At 63.6% G+C, this 18,971-nt stretch carries 17 protein-coding genes; 10 read left to right on the top strand and 7 right to left on the bottom strand.

The window, feature by feature from the left end; all coding sequences use genetic code 11:
* Positions 1-99 precede the first annotated feature (99 nt).
* From IE071_RS02025 to IE071_RS02015, 3 genes are read left to right on the top strand one after another with little or no spacing between them, the layout of a single operon-like run.
* Entirely contained in the window at positions 100-2,418 is a 2,319-nt protein-coding gene (locus IE071_RS02025; protein WP_189439511.1) for a DUF1631 domain-containing protein, read from the top strand.
* Complete coding sequence (nadC, locus tag IE071_RS02020; RefSeq protein WP_189439510.1) at positions 2,415-3,272, top strand: carboxylating nicotinate-nucleotide diphosphorylase; 858 nt, start codon at positions 2,415-2,417, stop codon at positions 3,270-3,272. The genes IE071_RS02025 and nadC overlap by 4 nt, the downstream gene beginning before the upstream one ends.
* A gap of 37 nt (positions 3,273-3,309) precedes the next feature.
* A complete protein-coding gene (locus IE071_RS02015) occupies positions 3,310-3,714 on the top strand; it encodes a DUF3301 domain-containing protein (protein WP_189439509.1) in 405 nt (134 codons plus the stop codon).
* Positions 3,715-3,756: 42 nt separating this feature from the next.
* Here IE071_RS02015 and IE071_RS02010 read toward each other — a convergent pair whose 3' ends face one another.
* The 5 genes from IE071_RS02010 to petA form a co-directional block, all read right to left on the bottom strand.
* The gene (locus IE071_RS02010; protein ID WP_229792701.1) at positions 3,757-4,188 is read right to left on the bottom strand and encodes a ClpXP protease specificity-enhancing factor; all 432 of its coding nucleotides are present in this window, start codon (positions 4,186-4,188) and stop codon (positions 3,757-3,759) included.
* Positions 4,189-4,198: 10 nt separating this feature from the next.
* Entirely contained in the window at positions 4,199-4,837 is a 639-nt protein-coding gene (locus IE071_RS02005; protein ID WP_189439507.1) for a glutathione S-transferase N-terminal domain-containing protein, read from the bottom strand.
* Positions 4,838-4,922: 85 nt separating this feature from the next.
* Positions 4,923-5,663 carry a cytochrome c1 gene (locus IE071_RS02000; RefSeq protein WP_189439506.1) on the bottom strand — a complete coding sequence of 247 codons (741 nt, stop codon included), beginning with the start codon at positions 5,661-5,663 and terminating at the stop codon, positions 4,923-4,925.
* Between the two features lie 13 nt (positions 5,664-5,676).
* On the bottom strand, positions 5,677-6,978 hold the full coding sequence (locus IE071_RS01995) for a cytochrome b (protein WP_189439505.1): 1,302 nt from the start codon (positions 6,976-6,978) through the stop codon (positions 5,677-5,679).
* Complete coding sequence (petA, locus tag IE071_RS01990; protein WP_189439504.1) at positions 6,978-7,583, bottom strand: ubiquinol-cytochrome c reductase iron-sulfur subunit; 606 nt, start codon at positions 7,581-7,583, stop codon at positions 6,978-6,980. Before petA ends, IE071_RS01995 begins: the two co-directional genes overlap by 1 nt.
* A 164-nt stretch (positions 7,584-7,747) precedes the next feature.
* Here petA and IE071_RS01985 point away from each other — a divergent pair, with 164 nt between their 5' ends.
* Positions 7,748-8,926, top strand: coding sequence for a S1C family serine protease (locus IE071_RS01985; protein ID WP_189439503.1), 1,179 nt, complete (start codon positions 7,748-7,750; stop codon positions 8,924-8,926).
* 1 nt (position 8,927) lies between these two features.
* Here IE071_RS01985 and IE071_RS01980 read toward each other — a convergent pair whose 3' ends face one another.
* A complete protein-coding gene (locus IE071_RS01980; RefSeq protein ID WP_425503416.1) occupies positions 8,928-10,148 on the bottom strand; it encodes a lytic transglycosylase domain-containing protein in 1,221 nt (406 codons plus the stop codon).
* A gap of 171 nt (positions 10,149-10,319) precedes the next feature.
* On the opposite strand from IE071_RS01980, the gene miaB reads away from it, so the two are divergent.
* The 6 genes from miaB to IE071_RS01950 all read left to right on the top strand — a co-directional run bounded on the left by miaB (position 10,320) and on the right by IE071_RS01950 (position 16,608).
* Positions 10,320-11,663, top strand: coding sequence for a tRNA (N6-isopentenyl adenosine(37)-C2)-methylthiotransferase MiaB (miaB, locus tag IE071_RS01975; RefSeq protein ID WP_189439502.1), 1,344 nt, complete (start codon positions 10,320-10,322; stop codon positions 11,661-11,663).
* A gap of 160 nt (positions 11,664-11,823) precedes the next feature.
* Positions 11,824-12,807, top strand: a complete 984-nt coding sequence (locus IE071_RS01970; protein WP_189439501.1) for a PhoH family protein — start codon at positions 11,824-11,826, stop codon at positions 12,805-12,807.
* Positions 12,804-13,265: an rRNA maturation RNase YbeY gene (gene ybeY, locus IE071_RS01965; RefSeq protein ID WP_189439500.1), complete on the top strand. Its 462-nt coding sequence runs from the start codon at positions 12,804-12,806 to the stop codon at positions 13,263-13,265. Before IE071_RS01970 ends, ybeY begins: the two co-directional genes overlap by 4 nt.
* Before the next feature lie 149 nt (positions 13,266-13,414).
* Positions 13,415-14,260, top strand: a complete 846-nt coding sequence (locus IE071_RS01960; protein WP_189439499.1) for a CorC family transporter — start codon at positions 13,415-13,417, stop codon at positions 14,258-14,260.
* Positions 14,261-14,327: 67 nt separating this feature from the next.
* Complete coding sequence (locus IE071_RS01955; RefSeq protein WP_189439498.1) at positions 14,328-15,533, top strand: lipoprotein N-acyltransferase Lnb domain-containing protein; 1,206 nt, start codon at positions 14,328-14,330, stop codon at positions 15,531-15,533.
* 52 nt (positions 15,534-15,585) lie between these two features.
* Positions 15,586-16,608: a magnesium and cobalt transport protein CorA gene (locus IE071_RS01950; RefSeq protein WP_189439497.1), complete on the top strand. Its 1,023-nt coding sequence runs from the start codon at positions 15,586-15,588 to the stop codon at positions 16,606-16,608.
* Positions 16,609-16,672: 64 nt separating this feature from the next.
* Here IE071_RS01950 and IE071_RS01945 read toward each other — a convergent pair whose 3' ends face one another.
* Positions 16,673-18,802, bottom strand: coding sequence for an alpha/beta hydrolase family protein (locus IE071_RS01945; RefSeq protein ID WP_189439496.1), 2,130 nt, complete (start codon positions 18,800-18,802; stop codon positions 16,673-16,675).
* Positions 18,803-18,971: the final 169 nt, after the last annotated feature.

Here is an 18,971-nt window from a genome sequence, read left to right as displayed (position 1 = left end):
GTCCGCGCATGACACAGATACCTACTATGGCTTATCGTCATCATCCATGCGGCGCATCCGTGTTCCGGCCGCGCATTGCAATGTTTCAGGGGGTTGGCGGTGAACGAAGCCAGTGATCCATCCAGAGTCGTCAATTTGAGCCAGCGCCTGGATCCTTCCAGCGAGCGCGTCGGCGAGTTGATGAACGCCGTCCGCAGCATCGCCGGCAAACGACTGCAGCAATGGATCGGCAATGCTTTCGAGCATGTCGACGATGCCCTGTTCGATATTGCCGAAAGAGCCGAGAACAACGCTGCGCAGACACATTATTTCGACGGCATGCGTGAAGTGCGCAAACGCCGTCCTGCGGTGGAACGCAGTTTCCTGGGTGCGATCAACCGCAACCTCGGCGAGCTGGCACACCCACTGCAATCATCACCGAGCAACGGCATGCCCGCATCGCCGGGCACGATCGAGTTGACCCTGGTGGCCGACAACGAGCTGGAGGAATCGCTGGCGATCACCAGCATGATCAGCAAGCACGACTCACGGCTCTCAAACGATCTGTTTGCGGTCAATCAGCGGCTGTCGGTGATCTGCGGCGGCCACAAGATCGAGAACGCCAGCAACCCGGTGGCGCCGACAATCCTGACGCAGGCGTTCCGTCAGGCGCTGCACGAGCTCACCGCGGACATGCGCGTCAAGCTGATCATCTACAAATTGTTCGATCGCTACGTGCTGTCGTCGCTTGAAGAGCTCTACCACGAGATCAACACCGAACTGGCCCGTGCCGGCGTGCTGCCGCAATTGCGCCACGAATCACTACGCGGCGGCAACGCGAAAGCAAAAGCTGCCAGTGGCAGCCCGATGGATGGCACCTCCGCCGCGATCGCGGACGAAGCCGGCGAGATTCCCGGCGATCTGCTGCAGACCCTGCACGCGCTGTTCAGCGCGCGGCGCGGCCCCGCTGTCGGTCTCGGCGGCGACGGCGGCATGCACGCGATACCGAGCGGCCCGCTGCCGTCGGCGAACGAATTGCTCGGCGCGCTCAGTGTGCTGCAGAGCCAGATCGCCAGTGCCGGTCCGTTGCCATACGCACGGCCCGACGATGCCGTCGAACTCAGCCGCGAAGTGCTGCAACTGAAAGGCCAACTGCTGACGCAGATCGGCGCTCTGCGCGGCGAACGACCCAGCCATGTCGCCACCATCGATGAGGACACCATCGATCTGGTCGGCATGCTGTTCGAATTCATCCTGGAAGACCGCAACCTGCCTGCCGCGATGCAGGTCATGCTGGCACGGCTTCAGATTCCCTACCTCAAGGCGGCGATCCTCGACCGCAAGCTGTTCGCCCATCGTCAGCATCCGGCGCGCCGGTTGCTGGATTGCCTGGCCGAGCAGGCCAAGGGCTGGTCGGAAGAGTCCGATCGCGACCGCCGGCTGCACGAGAAAGTGAAGTGGATCGTCGATCAGCTGCTGCACGACTTCGACGACGACATGGGCATCTTCGAGCGCCTGCTGGTCGACCTGCAGCAGTTCCAGGACATCAACAAGCGTCGCTCTGAAGTGGCCGAACAACGCGTCGCCGAATCCACCCGCGGCCGCGAAAAACTCGAGCAGGCGCGCCGACGCGCTGCACGCGAGATCCTCGATCGCATCGGCGGACAGAAACTGCCGCCGCTGGTGCATGGCGTACTCGCGCGGGCCTGGGCCAATCATCTGGTGCTGACCCTGCTGCGTCAGGGCGAAACCTCGCCCGAGTTCAAGAGCGCGCTGCGTTTCATCGACGACTTCATCGCCAGCACCCGTCCGGCAACGACCCCGGAGAGCCGGCAGGCACTGCGGCAGATGCTGCCCGGCATCGAGCGCGCGTTGCGTCAGGGCCTGACCAATGTGGCGTTTCAAGAGCAAGACATCGAACGTCTGCTCAGCCAGCTGCACACCTACTACCGGCAGCAGCTCGGCGAGACGCTGGATACCGCCGAGGTCGTCACGGTCGACGAAGATGCTGCCATGCTGGCGATCCCCGACAGCATCCAGCCGGTCATCGACAGCGACACCGCAGCAACGGCCGCCGACAATGCCGACGACGAGGAAGTCGTCGAGGTGCCACTGGACAGCCCCGAATGGCATCAGGTCCAGGCGTTGCAGCCGGGTACCTGGCTGGAGTTCTGCCTCGCCGACGAGGAGATGACCCGCGCCAAGCTGTCATGGATCAGCCCGATGAGCGGGCGCTACTTGTTCGTCAACCGACGCGGCCTGAAAGTGGCCGATTACGCGCCACGGGAACTGGCGGTACTGCTCACCGACGGTCAGGCCCGTGTGCTCGCCGCCAACGCCTTGTTCGACCGTGCGATGAGCGCGATCGTCGGCAAGCTCAGCCAACCTGACGCCACGCCAGCCGCGGAAGCGCCAGCCAAGGGCACCGATACCGAATGAGTCACGCTCCATCGTTTGCGCTGCCGGATGCCGCACAGATTGCCGTCGATATCGAACGCGCCCTCGCCGAGGATCTGGGTGCGGGTGACGCCACCGCCACGCTGCTGCCGAGCGACGCCCTTGCGCACGCCGAACTGACCTGTCGCGACGCAGCGGTGATCGCCGGCACGGCATGGTTTGATGCCTGCTTCCGTCGACTCGATCCGGCTGTGCGGATCGACTGGCAAGTTCATGATGGCGACCGGGTCGATCCCGGCACGGTGATCTGCCGTCTGTCCGGGCATGCCCGCTCGCTGGTCACCGCGGAACGCTCGGCACTGAATTTCCTGCAGCTGTTGTCCGCCACCGCCACAGTCACCGCGACTTATGTCGCTGCCGTCGCCGGTACCGCGGTGCGCGTGCTGGACACCCGCAAGACCATCCCCGGCCTGCGCGTTGCGCAGAAGTACGCGGTGCGGTGCGGTGGCGGCCACAATCAGCGCATGGGTCTGTACGACGCGATCCTGATCAAGGAAAACCACATCATCGCCGCTGGCAGCATCGCTGCCGCTGTCCAGGCAGCACGACAGCTGCACCCGAACCTGTTGCTGGAAGTCGAGGTGGAAAATCTCGACGAGTTGGCGCAAGCGCTGGCAGCCGGCGTGGACCGGATCATGCTGGACAATTTCGAACTGGCACAGATGACCGAGGCGGTGCAGTTCACCGCTGGTCGCGTACCGCTGGAAGTTTCCGGCAATGTCGATCTGCACACGATCGGCGAGTTTGCCCGCACCGGCGTCGATTTCATCTCGGTCGGGGCGTTGACCAAGCACGTACGGGCGGTCGACCTGTCGCTGCGACTGCAGCTGGACTGAGCTTGCGCGTGGCCGGTCGCGCCCACACACTGCGGGAATGAGTGATCTTTCCAACCTGCTGCTGTTGCTGGTGCTCGGCGCCATCGTCGGGCTGTGGCTGAAGCTCAGCACGGCGCGCGAACGCGCCGTGCAAGAGGCGCGGCGACAATGTCTGCGGCATGGCCTGCAACTGCTGGATGAGACCGTTGGACTGCGTGGCGTGCGCCTGCGCCGCGTCAACGGTCTGCGCATGCTCGAACGTTGCTACGGCTTCGAGGTAAGCATCGACGGCCATGACCGCGAGCCGGGGCGGCTGTGGATGATCGGCAACGCACTCACCAGTCTGAGTCTTCCGACGATCGAGTTGCTGCCGCACGACGAGGTAATTGTCGGCACGGCATTGCCTGCACCGGGCAGCAACGTCGTGCAACTTCGTCCGCGGACCGATCATCGGCTGCACTAAGCGCGGCGTTACCGTCACGCTTGGCGAACCGCAGCAGACGGCTTACTTGACCACCCGCAGATGCGGCGCGCCGCGCTTCGGCTTGTCGCCACCTTCGTCGGCGGCCGGTTTGGGCGAGGTATCGTCGGGCTCGGGTGCCGATGGCGGCGGCATATCACCACCTTCCTCGTCCGCCGGAAACATCATGCCCTGCCCGTTTTCCTGCGCGTACAACGCCAACACCGCTTGCACCGGAATCTGGATGGTCTGGCTGACACCGGAAAAACGCGCCTGGAAACTGATCCACTCGTTGCCAAGGTCCAGATTCGCCACCGCACGCATCGCCAGGTTGAGTACCACCTGACCGTTCTTGACCACCTGCGGCGGTACTCGCACACCGGCGAAACCGGCGTCGACCAGCACATAGGGCGTCAGATTGTTGTCGCTGATCCAGTCGTAGATCGCCCGCAGCAGGTACGGGCGATTGGAACTCATTGCTGCTGTTTCATTCGTGCTCATGGACTTGCCGCATCGCCTTTTCCTGATCGGTCATGCTGCGCGCAAAACCCTGACTATGAAACAAACGCTCGCCGTAATCGACGATCGGCTTGCCTTCGCGCCCCAGATCCACGCCCAGCCACGGCAGTCGCCAGATCACCGGCGCCACCAGACAGTCGGCCAGACTCATTTCCGGATTGAGAAAAAATTTCGAAGCCTTGAAGAGCGGCAGCGTGGACAGCAGCTGCTCGCGCAGACGCTTGCGTGCTGCCTCGACCGGCCGGCCGCCAGCGCGGATCGTCTCCACTTCGGGCAGCCAGTCCTTTTCGATACGCACCGCCGCAACCCGCAGGCGCGCGCGCGATTGTGGGTCGATCGGCATCAGCGGCGGATGCGGATAGCGCTCGTCGAGGTATTCGCAGACCACCGAGGTATCGAACAAGGTCAGGTCGCGGTCGATCAGGGTCGGCGTGCTGGCGTACGGGTTGAGATCGATCAGATCCTCCGGCGGCTTGGCCGGATCCACCAGTACTCGTTCGTAGCTGACCCCCTTGGCGGCCAGCACCAGCCGCGCACGATGACACTGGATGTCATCGGCCGTGGTGTAGAGCGTCAATACCGTACGCGAGCGAGCGCTTTGAACCATGCGCGATTCCCCATCGGTGAGACGATTGCGGCGGCTCGTGGCCGCCGCAATCGGATAATACTATCCAGGATCAGGCCATCCAGACTCAGTGGACGTCTTTCCAGTATTCCTTCTTGAGCATGGCAGCCAGCAAGGTGAAGAACGCCAGGAACAGCAGCACCCAGATACCGTAGTGGTGACGTTCCAACGCGGCCGGCTCGGAGGCGTACTCCAGGAAGCTGGTCAGGTCGCGGGTGGCCTGCTGGAACTGCGCCGGGGTCAACTTGCCCGGCTGCGACAGCACCAACTTCTCCACTTCCGGATCCGCACCGGTCTTGGCCGGCTTCATTTCCGCCGTCTGCAGGCCCTGCAGTTCCCACAGCGGGAACGGCATCGACGCATTCGGGAACACCGTGTTGTTCCAGCCCACCGGACGGCTCGAGTCCAGATAGAACGAGTTGAGGTAGGCGTAAACCCAGTCGGCACCCTTCGCACGCACTTCCAGCGACAGATCCGGCGGTGCCTTGCCGAACCACTTGGCGGCCGATTCTTCCGGCATGTGCGAAACCACGGTTTCACCGAACTTGGCGCCGGTGAAATTGAGGTTCTGCATCACTTCCTGTTCGGACAGACCCAGGTCGGTGGCGATCCGCTCATAGCGCATGTACTTCAGCGAATGACAGCCGACGCAGTAGTTGAAGAACAGCTTGGCGCCGCGTTGCAGCGAAGCCTGATCCTGCACATTGGTGCCGGCCGAGGGCAGGCCACCCTCTTCCGACGCCTGCACCGAGACGCTGCCGACGATCAGACTGAACGCCAACACCAGCGGGAAGATGTATCGCTTCATTAGCAGCTGCCGCTTAGTCATGCGTCGTCACCCGTTCCGGAACCGGCTTGGTCTTTTCCCAGCCGAAGTGTGTATAGGCCCAAAGGAAGGCGAAGAACCCGAAGTAGATCAGCGTCATCGTGCGGCCGAACAGGTTCTCCCAGAACGTCACGTCGACATTGCCGAACCACTCCGGAATCACCTCGGCGGTGATGCCCGCGCCGACGGCGCCGAGCATGAAGAACGACAACACGAACAGCCCCAGCGCCACCTTGTAGCCGGTGCCGCGATAGCGGATCGACTTGACCTGGCCACGATCGAACCAAGGCAGCAGGAACAGCACCGCGATGGCGCCGAACATCGCCAGCACACCCCACACGGCCGAGCCGAGGAACGACGGGATCATGCGCACGATCGCGTAGAACGGGGTGAAGTACCACACCGGCTTGATGTGCGACGGCGTCACCAGGTTGTTCGCCGGAATGAAGTTGTCGTGCTCCAGGAACCAGCCACCGAAGGTCGGCGCAAAGAAGATGATGAACGCGGCGATCAGCAGGAAGAAGCCCACGCCGACCAGATCCTTCACCGTGTAGTACGGGTGGAACGGAATGCCGTCGGCCGGCTTCAGCGCGTCCCAGCGGTTGCCCTTCGGACCCTTCTTGATCTCCACGCCATCCGGGTTGTTCGAACCCACTTCGTGCAGCGCGGCGATGTGCAGCACCACCAGCAACAACAGAACCAGCGGCAGCGCGATCACGTGCAGCGCGAAGAAGCGGTTGAGCGTGGCATCGGCCGGCAGGAAGTCGCCCATGATCCATTCCACCAGCGTGCCGCCGATGTAAGGAATCGTGCCGAACAGCGAGATGATCACCTTGGCGCCCCAGAACGACATGTTGCCCCACGGCAGCACGTAGCCCATGAAGGCCTCGGCCATCAGCGCCAGGAAGATCAGCATGCCGAGCAGCCACACCAGCTCGCGCGGCTTCTTGTAGGAGCCGTACATCATGCCGCGGAACATGTGCAGGAACACCACCACGAAGAACAGCGAGGCGCCGGTGGAATGCATGTAGCGGATCAGCCAGCCCCACTCCACGTCGCGCATGATGTATTCGACCGAGGCGAAGGCTCCCGCCGCGCTCGGATTGAAGTTCATGGTGAGGAAGATGCCGGTGACGATCTGGTTGACCAGCACCAGCAGCGCCAGCGAGCCGAAGTAGTACCAGAGATTGAAGTTCTTCGGCGCGTAGTACTCGGTCATGTGCTTGCGGTACGCCGGCATCATGTTCGGCGCGCGCTCGGTGACCCAGTCGCCGATGTTCGTGAATACGTTGGCCATTAGCCAGCCTCCTTCGGATCCACGCCAATCTGGATGGTGCTGTCGTCGACGAAATGGTACGGCGGCACCTGCAGGTTCTTCGGCGCCGGAACGCCGTTGAACACGCGGCCGGCCAGGTCATAGCGCGACTTGTGGCAAGGGCAGAAGAAACCGCCCTTCCAGTCCGGATCGAACGGCTCGGGCTTGATCTCCGGCACGAACTCCGGCACGCAGCCCAGGTGCGTGCAGATGCCCACGATCACCAGCCATTCCGGCTTGATCGAGCGGGCCTCGTTCTGCGCGTACTTCGGCTGCTGCCCGGCGGAAGCGCCGTCGGACTTCGGATCGACCAGACGCGAATCCACCATCGGCAGCGTATCGAGCTGGGCCTTGGTGCGATTGAGCACGAACACCGGCAGGCCGCGCCAGGACACGCTCAGCATCTGCCCTGCCTCGATCTTGGCCAGCGACTGGGTAACCGGAGCGCCAGCGGCCTTGGCGCGCGCGCTGGGTTCCCACGACTTGATGAAGGGCACAGCTGCCGACACGATTCCGATACCACCAACCACCGCGGTGGTTGCTGTCAGGAAACGGCGGCGGCCGTGGTCGACGACTTCGTTCGCCATCAGGCTCTCCGGTACTTGCAATGTCTGTCTAAGGTGGGGTTTGGGACCCCGCAAAAATCGCGTTAGTGTAGCGTCAGGCCCTGCCCCGTACAATAAACGCCATCGCGGCGAACTCCATCCATCGCGACATTCACCACGACCTGCCGGGACCCTCTCCTTTCGACATGAAACATGCCGCCGGCACGCTCCTCTTCATTGCACGCTTCGCCATCCTCGGACTGGCGATGGCCTTCGTGGTCGGCCTGTTCTGGCCCGGCAGCGGCGAGCACCTGCGCGCCCGCTTCGGCCTGGCCACGCCTCCGACTGCGCCAACCAGCCAGAGTCATGGCGGCAGCGGCCCGGTCTCCTACGCCGACGCGGTAGCCGCCGCCGCACCCTCGGTGGTCAACATCTACGCCAACAAGATCGTCACCGAACAAGCCGTACGCATGTACGAAAACCCGGTATTGCAACAGCTGTTCGGCGGCCAGCCCACCACCTACCAGCACCGCGAGCAAACCCTCGGCTCCGGCGTCATCGTCAGCGCCCAGGGCCATGACTACGTACTGACCAACAACCACGTGATCGCCAACGCGAAAGACATCCAGGTACTGCTGTACGACGGTCGCGTCGCCAATGCCACCCTCGTCGGCGCGGACGAAGAAACCGACTTGGCGGTATTGAAGATCGACGCCAGCAACTTGCCGGCGATCCAGATGGCCGACCAGCAGCCGTTGCGTCCCGGCGACGTGGTGCTGGCGATCGGCAATCCGCTCGGTCTCAACCAGACCGTGACGATGGGCATCGTCAGCGCGATCGGACGCCAGTTGAACAGCTCCAGTGCCGAGGATTTCATCCAGACCGACGCCGCAATCAACCTTGGCAACTCCGGTGGCGCACTGGTCGATACCGAGGGTGAACTGGTCGGCATCAACACCTTGCTGATCGGCAAGGCCGCCGGCGCCGAAGGCATCGGCTTCGCGATTCCGGCCGCCACCGCCAAGAAAGTGCTGGATCAGATCATCAGCACCGGCCACGTGGTGCGCGGCTGGATCGGCGCCGACTATACGTTCGTGCCGGTGGCCGCCAACAGCGGCCTGCCCTCGGCTGCGCGTGGCGCGCAGGTCACTGCGGTGTATGTCGGCGGCCCGGCCGCGCAGGCCGGCATCCAGCCGCGCGATATCCTGCTGCGCATCGGCAATGACGACATTCTCAATCCGACCGATCTGCGCCGGCGCGAGGCCGCACTGAAACCCGGCAGCAAGGTGGAGATCTCCGGCCTGCGCAGCGGCAGTCCGTTCCACCTCGACGTCACCCTGGCGCAACGACCGATGATGAGCACCGGTCCCACGCCGGACCAGTGATTCAACCGGGTCCGCGTGACGCCAGCGGCGGATGGATTGCCGCGCCGTAGCGCTTGCGCAGAGTACCCACCCGCTCCACATATACCTGCGTTTCGGCGTAGGGCGGCACGCCCTTGTAGCGCTGCACCGCACCGGGCCCGGCGTTATAGGCGGCGGCGGCCAGCCGCTCGCTGCCGTCGAAAGCATGCAACAGCAGGCCCAGATAGCGTGCACCGCCGCGAATGTTCTGATCGGAATTGAACGCATCCAGCACGCCCATGTCGCTGGCTGTGCCCGGCATCAGCTGCATCAGCCCTTGCGCGCCCTTCAGCGACAGTGCGCGCGGATTGAACGCACTCTCGGCGTGGATGATCGCGCGCAGGAAGGCCTCGTCGACGCCGTACTCGATGCTGGCGGCGCGGATCGTGTCGGCATACGCGGTGAGGTTGAGCGACACACTGCCCCAGCGGATCGTCGAGTGCAGGTCGCAGGCGACGCAGCTGGCGATATAGGTGAACAACATCGTTACGGTACGGTCTTTCTCGCCGGCCGGACGCAGATTGGTGTATTCCACGCTGCCGTCCCCACGCACGATGCGATACACCGCGCCGCGCAACACACGCGTATCCGGAGCATCGGCAACCGCCGCCAACGGTGCTTCGGCGCCGCGCGACTCGTGATAGTTCCACTGGCCAGGCGTGCCTGCGCCGGCCACCGCCAGCGCAGGCTTCGCGGTGGTTTCGACCGAGCCCATTACTGACGCCAGCGAGGCACGCTGCACCTTCGCCTCGCCGAGTTCGCGCGCGCTGGTCGCGACCGAGCCCTGCACATTGACCAGCGATGTCGACTCGAGCCCATTCGCGGAGAGACTGCGCGCGGTGGTCGCCACCGAACCGCTCACTCCCGTCAACCCAATCCGGGCTGCTGGCGGTGGCGGCGTCTGACGCCGCGGCGCCGACTCGGCATAGCTGCTGATCACCTTGCAGCCGCGATAACCGGCCTTGCTGCTGCTGAACACCGTTTCGCCGCTGGAACCGGTGCACTGATACAGCGTGCCGGCCTGCGCCGTCTGCCACCACAACAGCGCACAGACCAGCACGACCCCGGACAGGATCGAACGAATTGGGAAGCCCCCGGCAGGCCGATCGACGCTTCCCCCATGCCATGCGACGTCGAACATGGGCCGCAGTGTGCCGCCATGCGTCGCCAACGCCAAGTGCGTGCCGGCGATTTCGTGCGCCATGACCGTTCTACGCCTGTGGCACGGCACTTCCCGGGCTGAATACACTGGTCCTGACCGCTGCAAGTGCTTGATCCGCCATGCCGATCAACTGGCGAGGCCGTCGTCACACGGGTAAACTGTGCGGTTCAGCGGATTGCACGTCCTGCTTCACAAACCACGGTATCCCACGCCATGAGCGGCAAGCTTTTCATCAAGACCCACGGCTGCCAGATGAACGAGTACGACTCGGCCAAGATGGCCGACGTGCTGAAGGCGTCGCACGGCATGGAACTGACTCAGGATGAGTCCGAGGCGGACGTGATCCTGATCAACACCTGCTCGATCCGCGAGAAGGCGCAGGAAAAGGTGTTCAGCCAGCTCGGCCGCTGGAAGCAGCACAAGAAGGATGGCAAGCCGGTATTGATTGGCGTCGGTGGCTGCGTGGCGTCGCAGGAAGGCGAGGCGATCGTCAAGCGCGCGCCGTATGTCGACCTGGTGTTCGGCCCGCAGACCCTGCATCGCCTGCCCCAATTGATCGAGCAGCAACGCGCCAGCGGCAAGCCGCAGGTGGACATCAGCTTCCCCGAGATCGAGAAGTTCGATCGCCTGCCCGAGCCGCGCGCCGAAGGCCCGACCGCGTTCGTCTCGATCATGGAAGGCTGCTCGAAGTACTGCAGCTACTGCGTGGTGCCGTACACCCGCGGCGAGGAGCTCAGCCGTCCGTTCGACGACGTGATCGTCGAGGTCGCCCAGCTCGCCGCGCAGGGCGTGCGCGAGGTGAACCTGCTCGGCCAGAACGTCAACGCCTACCGCGGCCCCACTCATGACGGCGGCATCGCCGATCTCGCCGTGCTGATCCACGCGATCGCGCAGATCGATGGGATCGGCCGCATCCGTTTCACCACCTCGCATCCGCTGGAGTTTTCGGACTCCCTGATCGAGGCCTATGCGAACGTGCCGCAGCTGGCGAACTACCTGCACCTGCCGGTGCAGGCCGGCTCCGATCGCATCCTCAGCGCGATGAAGCGTGGCTACACCGCAATCGAGTTCAAGCAGAAGATCCGCAAGCTGCGCGCGGTGCGCCCGGATATCTGCGTGTCGTCCGACTTCATCGTCGGCTTCCCCGGCGAGACCGCCGAGGATTTCGAGAAGACCATGAAGCTGATCGACGACATCGGTTTCGACCAGAGCTTCTCCTTCATCTTCTCCTCGCGCCCCGGTACGCCGGCGGCGAATCTCGCCGACGAGACACCCGCTGCGGAAAAGCATGACCGACTGATGCGGTTGCAGGCCGCGATCAACGCGAATGCGAAGAAGATCAGCCAGGCGATGATCGGCAGCGTGCAGCGCGTGCTGGTGGAAAAGCCCAGCACTCGCGATCCCAGCGAACTGATGGGACGTACCGAAAACATGCGTTACGTGAACTTCTCCGGCAACCACCGCCTGATCGGCCAGTTCGTCGACGTGGAAATCACCGAGGCGATGGCCAATTCGCTGCGCGGACGGATCAGGGTCGCCGATGACGTGGCCGCCTGAGCATTAACTCCCTCCCCTGCTTGCAGGGGAGGGTTGGGGAGGGGTTCGCTCTTGATCTAAAAGTCAAAAGCCTCACCCCCTTCCAGCCTCCCCCTGCGACCGAAGGAAGTCCCTTTGGGGCGAGCAGGGTGAGGAGCCAAAATCAGACTTCCGGACTCCCATGACCAACGGCCTCAACCAGTGCGACTTCACCCTCGACCCCGAGGACAACGCCCGCCTCGCCAACCTGTGCGGGCCGTTCGACGAGCATCTGCGCCAGATCGAACTGCGTCTCGGTGTGGAGATCAACCACCGCGGTAGCATCTTCCAGGTGATCGGCGATGACGCGCCGGCGAGGGCTGCCGAGAAAGTATTGCGTTCGCTGTATGCCACTACCGAAGACGAATCGCTGACCGGTGCCCGGATCAACCTGCACCTGGCCGAATCCGGTATCGATGCGATTACGGCGGCGTCGACCGAAGGCACCCAGGAAGTGGCGATCCGGGTCAAGCGCGGCGTGATCAAGGGTCGCGGCCCGAATCAGGCGCGCTATCTGCACGCGATCGCCAGTCACGACATCAACTTCGGCGTGGGCCCGGCCGGCACCGGCAAGACCTACCTGGCCGTGGCCAGCGCGGTCGAGGCGCTGGAAGCGAACCGCGTGCAACGCCTGCTGCTGGTGCGCCCGGCGGTCGAGGCCGGCGAAAAGCTCGGCTTCCTGCCCGGCGACCTGTCGCAGAAAGTCGACCCTTACCTGCGCCCGCTGTACGACGCGCTGTACGAAATGCTGGGTTTCGAGAAGGTGGCCAAGCTGATCGAGCGCAACGTGATCGAGATCGCACCACTCGCCTACATGCGCGGCCGCACCCTTAACGATTCCTACGTGATTCTCGACGAGGCGCAGAACACCACGGTCGAGCAGATGAAGATGTTCCTGACCCGCATCGGCTTCGGCACGGTCGCGGTGATCACCGGCGACGTCACCCAGGTCGACCTGCCGCGCAACACGCGCTCCGGCCTGCGCCAAGCGGTGGAAGTGTTGCGTGACGTCAGCGGCATCAGCTTCACGTTCTTCACCTCGCGCGACGTGGTGCGCCATCCGCTGGTGGCGAAGATCGTGCGCGCCTACGAGGCGTTCGAGCAGAAGGAAGAGGACGCCCCATGAGTCGACTGCTCACGCTTGCCGTCGGCTACGCGGTGCCACGCACCGGTCTGCCCTCTGCAGTCAGCTTTCGCCGTTGGGCGGAAGCTGCGCTGCGTGACGCGAAACGACGCAAGCCAGCCGAGCTGGCGATCCGCATCGTCGACGCCGACGAAGGCCGTGCGCTCAACCGCGACTATCGCGGCAAGGACTACGCCACCAACGTGCTGTCGTTCCCCGCCGAACTGCCGCCCGGCGTAGCGTTGCCGCTGATCGGCGACCTGGCAATCTGCGCGCCGGTGGTGCTGCGCGAGGCTGCCGAGCAGGCCAAGCGGCCGCGCGATCACTGGGCCCACCTGACCATCCACGGTGTGCTGCACCTGCTCGGTTACGACCACATCGAAGACAACGAAGCCGAGGCGATGGAAGCGTTGGAAACCCGCATCCTCGCCGGCCTCGGCATCGCCGATCCGTATGCTTGAGCCGCTCCTAAGCTAGCTGCAAGGAAGGGCTTTTCGCCTCTCCCGTACGCAGACCAGCCCTCCAACCCGATGGCGAAGACTCTGAATCGTCAGAATTTTTCCGCTAGAATCGGTCTTCCGCCCGGTTACGGGCTGCATTCAAACGAGTGATGAACGACGACCCTGGCAGTACCAGCGGCCCGGCACACCGCACCTGGTGGGACCGGCTGGGCCACATGTTTTCCGGCGAGCCACGCAACCGCAGCGAACTGATTGAGGAGTTGCGCTCCGCCCAGACCAACGGACTGCTGTCCGTCGACACCCTCACCATGGTCGAGGGTGCGATCAAGGTCACCGAACTGAGCGTGGACGACGTCATGGTTCCGCGCGCGCAGATCGTGATGCTGGCGGCCGAGTCGCCGCTGCCCGACCTCCTTGCCGTCGTGGTCGAATCGGGTCACTCGCGTTTTCCCGTGCACGGTGACGACAAGGACGAGATCCTTGGCATCCTGCTGGCCAAGGATCTGCTGAAGTTCTTCGGTGCCGCGGAGCATTTCGACATCCATGCGATCTTGCGCCCGGCCGTGCTGATTCCCGAATCGATGCGCCTGAACGTGTTGCTGGACGAGTTCCGTCGCTCGCGTAACCACATGGCGCTGGTGGTCAACGAATACGGCGGCGTCGCCGGCCTGATCACCATCGAGGACGTGCTCGAACAAATTGTGGGCGAGATCGACGACGAGCACGACGACGCGGAAGAGCCCGAATTGATGCACGAGCAGCCCGGCGGCGACTGGCTGGTCAGCGCGCTGACCCCGATCGAGGATTTCAATGAACAGGCCGGCACGGCGTTCTCCGACGAGGAGTACGACACCGTCGGCGGCATGGTCACATCCGAGTTCGGCCACCTGCCCGAAGTGGGCGAAGAGGTCGGCATCGGCGGTTACCTGTTCCATGTCACTGAAGCTGATGACCGCCGCGTGCAACAGTTCCGCGTGGTGCGACAGAAAGACTGAGCGACCAAAGCGCAATCCCGTGGGAAGTCCGTTGTGGACAGAGCACCACTACGACAAGGTTGGATTCATGCGATACATCGGTTCCACGTTCTGCCTTGTCATGCTCTGGCTGGTCTTCGCACTACCCGCTCGTGCCAGCGTCGCAAATGCCCCCGGCGCCAACCTCGAGGTATCGCTGATCACCTACGGCCCCGGTGAAACCTACTGGGAGCGTTTCGGCCACGACGCCATCGAGCTGCGCGACAGCGCGTCGGGCGAAACGATCAACTTCAACTACGGCGTGTTCGATTTCGACGAGAAAAACTTCTTTCTCAATTTCGCCCGCGGCCGCATGCACTATCTGATGGACGCGGCGCCCAGCAACCTTGACCAGAGCTACTACGTCGAAGCGGGCCGCTCGGTCACTCGCCAAACACTGGCACTCACAGCCGAGCAGGCCAGCGCGCTGCGCGATTTCCTGCTGTGGAATCTGCGCCCGGAAAACGCCGGCTACAACTACGACTACTACGCCGACAACTGCACCACCCGCGTGCGCGACGCGCTGGACAAGGCGCTCAGCGGCGTTCTGAAAACCCAACTTGTCGCGCGCGCCGGCGGCATGACCTTCCGCCAGCAGACCGCCCGCCTGATGAGCGCGCAGCCATGGCTGATGCTGCTGATGGACCTGGGGTTGGGCCCGTATGCCGACCAGCCGCTCAGCGCCTGGCAGGAAAGTTTTCTGCCCGAGGTGCTGCAGGTGCAACTGCGCGAAGTACGCATCGACAATGGCCACGGTGGACTGCAGCCGCTTGTACAGAGCGAACAACTCGTCTCGGCAAACCGGCTGGACGTGCCGCCGGCTACCGCACCCGACCTACGCCTGCCGCTGGCGCTGGCCGGGCTGCTGCTTGCCGCATTGACCGCAGCGAGCCGACGCTGGTGGCCGACCGGTTACGCCCTGCTCGGCACGCTGTATCTGTTCTCGGCCGGCATCATCGGTCTGGTGTTGCTGGCGCTGTGGACGCTGACCACTCACCACTCGGCCTGGGCCAACGCCAACCTGCTGCTGTTCAACCCGCTCGCCTTCCTGCTGCTGCCGACGCTATGGCGCTCTCGCCGCGGCTTCGCCGCCTCGCGCTTCATGGACGGCGTGATCGCGCTGCAACTGCTGGCGATCCTGATCGCGGTGCTGCTGCACCTGCTGCCGGACAGCGTGCAACAGAACCAGCCATGGCTGTTGTTCGCGCTGCAGTGCTGGCTGGCGCTGGCCTGGAGCCTGCGCCGAAATCGGTAATGGACGATGACATGTAATTGCCCGGTCTTCCGTGGCGGGGCATGATGCACGCATGAACCTGATCACCCCGCCGCCACCGATCTCGCCGTCGACCGCCGACCAGCCCATGGTGGTCAACTGCGTCGCCTATCGGACCGACGGCAGCCGGATCGGCGAGATCACCCTCGACACGATCAGCGAGGTGCTGGCGCAACCGGATACGTTCGTATGGGTCGGTCTGCACGAGCCAGATGAAGCGCTGCTGCAGAAACTGCAGGAAGAATTCGGCCTGCACGATCTGGCGATCGAGGACGCACACAACGCCCACCAGCGCACCAAGGTCGACGCTTACGGCGATTCGCTGTTCCTGGTCGTGCAGACCGCGCAACTGATCAGCACCCGGCTCGCGTTCGGCGAGACGCACATCTTTCTCGGCCCGCGTTACTTGGTCACCGTGCGCCACGGCGCCTCGCTGTCCTACGCACCGGCACGGCGCGATTGCGAACACGCGCCGCACCTGCTCGCGCTGGGCCCCAGCTATGCGCTGTACAGCGTGCTCGACTTCATCGTCGACAACCTGCTGCCGATCGTGCGCGATTTCCGCGAGGAGCTGCAGAAGCTGGAGCAGGATATCTTCGTTGCCACGTTCAACCGCGGAACGGTGCGGCGGCTATACGACATGCAGCGCGACCTGATGACACTGCGCCTCGCGGTGGCGCCGCTGCAGGATGTCATCAGCCAGCTGGTGAAGCTGCATCCCAAGCTGATTCCGGATGAACTGCGCGCGTATTTCAGCGACGTCTACGACCACGTGTTCCGGGTCAACGAGGCGATTGGCGCGATGCGCGAGATGCTCAACGCCGCGATCAACGTCAACCTCTCGCTGGTCACCCTGGGCCAGAACGAGGTGATGAAGAAACTCGCCGGCTACGCCGCGATGCTCGCCGTGCCCACCTTGTTCACCAGCTGGTACGGCATGAACTTCACCCACATGCCCGAACTCAGCCAACCCTGGGCCTACCCCGCGATCATCGCGGTCGTTGCTTGCGTGGTCGGCGCCATTTTCCTCGCGCTCAAGCGGGCGAAGTGGCTGTGATCCGGCGGTAGGTGCGAACAAAAACGGCGGCCTGAAGGCCGCCGTTTTCATCACACGAGGTGGATCAGTTCGACGCCGCTTTCGGCGCGTCCTTGGCCGTCCATTTCTTCAGCCACTCGTTGACGGCGTCATGCCACTGCACGCTGTTGTGCGGCTTCAGCACCCAGTGGTTCTCGTCCGGGAAGGTCAGGAACTGACTGGGAATACCGCGGCGCTGCATGGCGGTGAACGCGCCCAGGCCCTGGGTGATCGGGATGCGGAAATCGTTGCCGCTATGAATCACCATCATCGGCACGCGCCAGTCCTTGACGTGGTTGAGCGGGTTGAACTTCTCGTAGTTCTCCGGGTGCTCGTACTGGGTGCCGCCGTTCTCGCGCTCCTCGAACCACAACTCCTCGGTGTCGTAGTACATCGCGCGCGTATCGAACACGCCGTCGTGATCGATCAAGCATTTCCACGGCTGGTTCCACACGCCCGCGATCCAGTACGTCATGTAGCCGCCGTAGCTGGCACCCATGGCACAGGCGCGATCGCCATCCAGGAAGGTGTACTTGTCCAGCGCGGCCTTCCAGCCCAGCTTCAGGTCTTCCAGCGGCTTGCCGCCCCAGTCGCCGGAAATCGCATCGGTGAACGCCTGGCCATAACCGGTGGAACCGTGGAAGTTCACCGTCACCACGGCAAAGCCCTGACCGGCATAGGTCTGCGGATTCCAGCGGTAGCTCCAGCCATTTTCCATCGCGCCCTGCGGGCCACCATGGATGATGAAAGCGACCGGATAGGTCTTGCCCGGTTGGTAGTCGACCGGCTTGACCACATAACCCTGCACGGTCTCGTTGTTCCAGCCCTTGAAGGTGAAGAACTCCGCGTCACCCATCTTCGTGTTCTTCAGATCGGCCGCGTTGTAATGGGTGATCTGCTTCAGGCCGCTGCCGTCGGCGCTGGCAAGGTAAACGTCGGACGGCCGCTTCAGATCATCGCGCGTCAGCAGCAGCTTGCCGGCAGCCATCGAATAGCCGCCTACCGTGCCATCGCCGACCAACTGGCTGACCTTGCCGCTGGCCGCGTCGATCGCGAACAGCGGATGCTGGCCGTTGTCGTCGGCCGTCACGTAAAGCGTCTTGCCGTCGGCGGAAATCGTCAGGCCACCGGGTGAGCGATCCCAGCTCGGATCCACTTCATGCCGGGTTCCACTGGCCAGATCCATCGCCATGATCGCGAAGCGGTCGGCCTCGGAACCCGGCGTCTTCATCGCCAGGTAGTACAGCGTCTTGCCGTCCGGCGACGCCACCGGAAACGCATCCCACGCCTTGTTGTCGGCAGTGAGGTTCCTAGGTAGGGTCGAGCCATCGACCGGCACGCTGTACACATCGAAGTTGGTCGACCACGGCTCGCTGGTACCGGCAATGCGCCCATCGAAATACACGCTCTTGCCATCCGGCGCAAACGCGAACTCGCTCTCGTCACCAAACGGCTTGCTCGGCACGTCGCCATCAATGCCGCGGCTCAGCAGCTTCGGCTCGGCCGCCAGCTGCCCCTTGCCGTCGAAACTGGCCACGAACAGCTGGTTGCGCCGACCATTCGCCCAGGTATCCCAGTGCCGCACGAACAGCTTGCTGTACAACGTACCGCTGGCCTTGTCCTTGTCGCGCGCCTCGACGCGCTGATGGGTGCACGCCAAGGTGGTGCAATCGGTGAACACTTCATACGACAACAGCACCTGCTTGCCATCCGGCGACAGCTTGTAACCGCCAATATCCAGCACGGAATGACTCACCTGCACCGGCGCCACATGCTTGGCCAGATCCAAGCCACCCTTGCCACCCAGATCCACCCGCCACAATTGCGCCACACCTTTGGCCGGCGCCACGAAATACAGGCTGCGCCCATCCGCCGACCAGCGCGCCGAACCACCCTTGTCGACCACCTTCACCGGCTGGCCATCTTTGCTCAGATCCAGCACATACACCGCGCTGACACCCTTGTTCGCCGCGTAATCGGTGCTGCGCACGCCAAACGCGGCATAACGCCCGTCCGGCGACAACTGCGGATCACTGACCCGATCCATCATCACCAGATCGCGCACGTTGAACGCATGCACGCCCTCAGTCTTGACGAACGTGGTGTCCACAACATCGCCCGCCATCACAGGCGCAGCCATCAACGCAAGCAGCAGCACGGCAATCAGAGGTTTCATGGGAGGTTCCTACTAGGTTGAAAGCGTGACGGTAAGCGTCAAATCTGGATCAAGCAAGTTTAATCCCGACGTCAAGGGTAGAAGCGCAGCGCCTGACACCTGTCTATGACTTCAGAAGTACCACTGCTAACAATCTAAGCGCCGAACTCCCGGCGCGAGTGCGAGACAG

This window comes from Rhodanobacter panaciterrae (genome assembly GCF_014651895.1).
In the GTDB taxonomy this organism is placed as follows: Bacteria; Pseudomonadota; Gammaproteobacteria; order Xanthomonadales; family Rhodanobacteraceae; genus Rhodanobacter; species Rhodanobacter panaciterrae.
The sequence above is the reverse complement of the archived record's forward strand: the minus strand, read 5'-3'. Positions and strand labels throughout refer to the sequence as shown.

Bases quoted from the DNA above. Each gene is read 5' to 3' on its own strand.
- nadC (WP_189439510.1), top strand. From the start codon at position 2,415: ATGAGTCACGCTCCATCGTTTGCGCTGCCGGATGCCGCACAGATTGCC.
- IE071_RS02015 (WP_189439509.1), top strand. From the start codon at position 3,310: ATGAGTGATCTTTCCAACCTGCTGCTGTTGCTGGTGCTCGGCGCCATC.
- IE071_RS02010 (WP_229792701.1), bottom strand. From the start codon at position 4,188: ATGAGTTCCAATCGCCCGTACCTGCTGCGGGCGATCTACGACTGGATC.
- IE071_RS02005 (WP_189439507.1), bottom strand. From the start codon at position 4,837: ATGGTTCAAAGCGCTCGCTCGCGTACGGTATTGACGCTCTACACCACG.
- IE071_RS02000 (WP_189439506.1), bottom strand. From the start codon at position 5,663: ATGAAGCGATACATCTTCCCGCTGGTGTTGGCGTTCAGTCTGATCGTC.
- IE071_RS01995 (WP_189439505.1), bottom strand. From the start codon at position 6,978: ATGGCCAACGTATTCACGAACATCGGCGACTGGGTCACCGAGCGCGCG.
- petA (WP_189439504.1), bottom strand. From the start codon at position 7,583: ATGGCGAACGAAGTCGTCGACCACGGCCGCCGCCGTTTCCTGACAGCA.
- IE071_RS01985 (WP_189439503.1), top strand. From the start codon at position 7,748: ATGAAACATGCCGCCGGCACGCTCCTCTTCATTGCACGCTTCGCCATC.
- IE071_RS01980 (WP_425503416.1), bottom strand. From the start codon at position 10,148: ATGGCGCACGAAATCGCCGGCACGCACTTGGCGTTGGCGACGCATGGC.
- miaB (WP_189439502.1), top strand. From the start codon at position 10,320: ATGAGCGGCAAGCTTTTCATCAAGACCCACGGCTGCCAGATGAACGAG.
- IE071_RS01970 (WP_189439501.1), top strand. From the start codon at position 11,824: ATGACCAACGGCCTCAACCAGTGCGACTTCACCCTCGACCCCGAGGAC.
- ybeY (WP_189439500.1), top strand. From the start codon at position 12,804: ATGAGTCGACTGCTCACGCTTGCCGTCGGCTACGCGGTGCCACGCACC.
- IE071_RS01960 (WP_189439499.1), top strand. From the start codon at position 13,415: ATGAACGACGACCCTGGCAGTACCAGCGGCCCGGCACACCGCACCTGG.
- IE071_RS01955 (WP_189439498.1), top strand. From the start codon at position 14,328: ATGCGATACATCGGTTCCACGTTCTGCCTTGTCATGCTCTGGCTGGTC.
- IE071_RS01950 (WP_189439497.1), top strand. From the start codon at position 15,586: ATGAACCTGATCACCCCGCCGCCACCGATCTCGCCGTCGACCGCCGAC.
- IE071_RS01945 (WP_189439496.1), bottom strand. From the start codon at position 18,802: ATGAAACCTCTGATTGCCGTGCTGCTGCTTGCGTTGATGGCTGCGCCT.